Source organism: Sphingomonas sp. CCH9-F2, assembly GCF_001556735.1.
GTDB lineage: Bacteria > Pseudomonadota > Alphaproteobacteria > Sphingomonadales > Sphingomonadaceae > Sphingomonas > Sphingomonas ginsenosidimutans.
Window position 1 is genome coordinate 1 of sequence record NZ_LSJO01000434.1, and the last position, 2,817, is coordinate 2,817.

Below are 2,817 nucleotides of genomic sequence, written 5' to 3' on the forward strand. Positions count from 1 at the left end.
GGCGGCTGGACGGGGTCTAATTCTCCCGCCAGGTCGTGGCCGGTCCCTATATCCTCGACTTCTGCGCGCGCACGCTCAAGCTGGCGATTGAGGTTGACGGCGATACCCACGCCGACCAATCGCGTGACGACCGGCGGACCGCCTGGCTCAAAGCGCGCGGCTATCGCGTCATGCGCTTCACGAACGCGGATGTGATGATGAACTTGGACGGCGTGCTTCAAACGATCCTGTCGGCGGTGACGACTGCCCCTCTCCCCGACCCTCTCCCCGTAGGGGAGAGGGAGGCGCGCGCATGACCGCGCTGCTGCCCGAGGGTCTTCGCGACCGCCTGCCGCCCTATGCCGATGCCGCCGCCGCGATCGAGGCGCGGGTGCTGGGGGCGATCCGGGCGCATGGCTATGAGCGGGTCGATCCGCCGCTCGCGGAGTTCGCCGAGGCGCTCGGCACGCGGCTGAAGGCGGGCGCGCTGCACGATGCGGTGCGCTTCGTCGACCCGGTGTCGCAGCGCACGCTGGCGATCCGCCCGGACATCACCGCGCAGATCGCACGGATCGCGGCGACGCGGATGGGGCACCACCCGCGCCCGGTGCGGCTGAGCTACGCCGGGTCGGCGCTGAAGCTGCGCGCCAGCCAGCTGTCCCCCGCGCGCGAGACGCGGCAGATCGGGGCGGAGCTGTTCGGGCTCGATTCGGTCGCCGCCGCGGGGGAGATCGCGACCGTCGCGGTCGAAGCGATGGCGGCGGCGGGGGTGGCGCAGCCGTCGATCGACTTCACGCTGCCCGATCTGGTCGATGCGCTGGCGGCGGGGCCGCTGCCGGTCGCGGCCGACGCGCTGGCGTCGCTGCGCGAGCGGCTGGACGCCAAGGATGCCGGCGCGGTGGCGCAAATCGCGCCCGATTACCTGCCGCTGATCGCGGCGGCGGGGCCGTTCGAACCGGCGCTGGCGCGGCTGCGCGCGTTCGACCGCGACGGCGTGCTCGCCTCGCGGCTGGATGCGCTGGCGGCGATCGCTGCGACGCTGGACGGGCGCGTCGCGATGACGCTGGACCCGACCGAGCGGCACGGGTTCGAATATCAGACGTGGCTGGGCTTCTCGCTGTTCGGCGGCGCATCGTCGGCGGAGCTGGGGCGCGGCGGCACCTATACGGTGGTGCACGAAGGCGGTGCGGAGGAAGCGGCGACCGGCTTCACGCTGTATGCCGACCGGCTGGTGGGCGACGCGCCGGCGGGCGAGCGGCGCCGGCTGTTCGTGCCGCTGAATACCCCGGCCGAAGAAGGCGCGCGGTGGCGCGGCGAGGGCTGGGTGACGGTGGCGGCGCTGGACGCGGGCGACACGCCCGAGGCGCAATTGTGCACGCATGTGCTGACGGGGGGCGAGGCGCGGGCGCTGTAGGGCGTCGCCCCGGCGCAGGCCGGGGCCTTCTTCCGCGTGTGGGTTTGCCCTGTGGTGATCCCCAATGGGGAGGCCCCTGCTTTCGCAGGGGCGACGTGGGGTGCAGCGGTGACGTGCGGGGCAGGGGCGACGCGCGCGGTCAGGCGTCAGCCGCGTCCGGGGTGCGCACGACGCGCGGCAGGATCGCGTCGAGCAGGATCATCCCCGCCTCGGTGACGCGCAGATGGTCGCCGCGGCGCTCGATCAGGCCGGGGAGCGCGGCGATCTGGCGGTCGTCGACCAAGGCGTCGACCGCGACCCCGGTCAGCGCCGCGATCCGTGCGAGATCGACACCTTCGTCAAGGCGCAGGCCCATCAGCAGCGCCTCGCCGGCGCGGGTCGCGGGATCGAGCGGTTCCTCGCTTTCCAGGCCGTGGCCGTTGCGCGCGAGCGCGGCGAGCCAGTTCTCCGGCTTGCGCCGGCGGAAGGTGGCGAGCGCGCCGCGCCGGCCGTGCGCGCCCGGCCCGATCCCGGCATAATCGCCGTAGCGCCAGTAGGTGAGGTTGTGGCGGCTCTGCGCGCCAGGGCGGGCGTGGTTGGAGATTTCGTAGGCCGGGATGCCGGCGGCGGCGGTCATCGCGCGCGTGGCCTCGAACAAATCGGCGGCGGCATCGCCGTCGGGAATGACGAGGCGGCCGGCGGCGGCCTCGGTCGCGAAGCGCGTGCCCGGTTCGATCGTCAGCTGGTAGAGCGACAGATGCTCGGTGCCGAAGGCGAGCGCGCGCGCAAGCTCCGCCTCCCACGCCGCCGGCGACTGGTCGGGGCGCGCGTAGATGAGGTCGATGCTGACGCGCGCGAAATGGCGCTGCGCGATGGCGAGCGCGCCCAGCGCCTCGTCCACGCCATGCGCGCGGCCCAGGAAGCGCAGCGCGGCATCGTCGAGCGCCTGCACGCCCAGCGAAACGCGGTTGACCCCGGCGGCGGCGAGATCGGCGAAGCGCGCCGCCTCCACCGATGACGGGTTCGCCTCCAGCGTGATCTCCACGCCCCCGGGCGCGGCGGGCCAGGCGGCGAGCGCGGCGTCGATCAGCGCGGCGACGGTGGCGGGCGGCATCAGCGAGGGCGTGCCGCCGCCGAAAAAGATCGAGCCGAGCCGCCGGCCGGGGAGCAACGCGGCCTCATGCGCCAGATCGGCGAGCAGTGCGTCGCGCCACTGCGACTGGTCCACCGACGCGCGCACATGGCTGTTGAAGTCGCAATAGGGGCATTTGCTGACGCAGAACGGCCAGTGGATGTAGAGCGCCAGCGGGGGATTGTCGGGAACCATGCCGGCGCCGATATGGCGGCGATGCGCCCGAAACGCCATGCCGTCGGCCTGTTCGCGTCGTTGCTGCCGCTGTCGGCGGTCGCCTGTTCGGGGGACGGCGGGCCGGCGCGGGTGGTGG

The 2,817-nt window shown here is 73.5% G+C and carries 3 protein-coding genes; 2 read left to right on the plus strand and 1 reads right to left on the minus strand.

Going from position 1 to position 2,817, the window contains the following annotated elements; all coding sequences use genetic code 11:
• Nucleotides 1-35: 35 nt before the first annotated feature.
• Both AX685_RS12155 and AX685_RS12160 read left to right on the plus strand, forming a co-directional pair.
• Nucleotides 36-296 (plus strand): endonuclease domain-containing protein, encoded by a 261-nt coding sequence (locus AX685_RS12155; RefSeq protein ID WP_066489048.1) that lies wholly within the window; start codon nucleotides 36-38, stop codon nucleotides 294-296.
• Nucleotides 293-1,393 (plus strand): ATP phosphoribosyltransferase regulatory subunit, encoded by a 1,101-nt coding sequence (locus AX685_RS12160; protein WP_066489050.1) that lies wholly within the window; start codon nucleotides 293-295, stop codon nucleotides 1,391-1,393. Before AX685_RS12155 ends, AX685_RS12160 begins: the two co-directional genes overlap by 4 nt.
• A 139-nt stretch (nucleotides 1,394-1,532) precedes the next feature.
• On the opposite strand, the gene hemW is transcribed toward AX685_RS12160, so the two are convergent.
• Nucleotides 1,533-2,699, minus strand: coding sequence for a radical SAM family heme chaperone HemW (hemW, locus tag AX685_RS12165; protein ID WP_066489053.1), 1,167 nt, complete (start codon nucleotides 2,697-2,699; stop codon nucleotides 1,533-1,535).
• Between the last annotated feature and the right edge of the window lie 118 nt (nucleotides 2,700-2,817).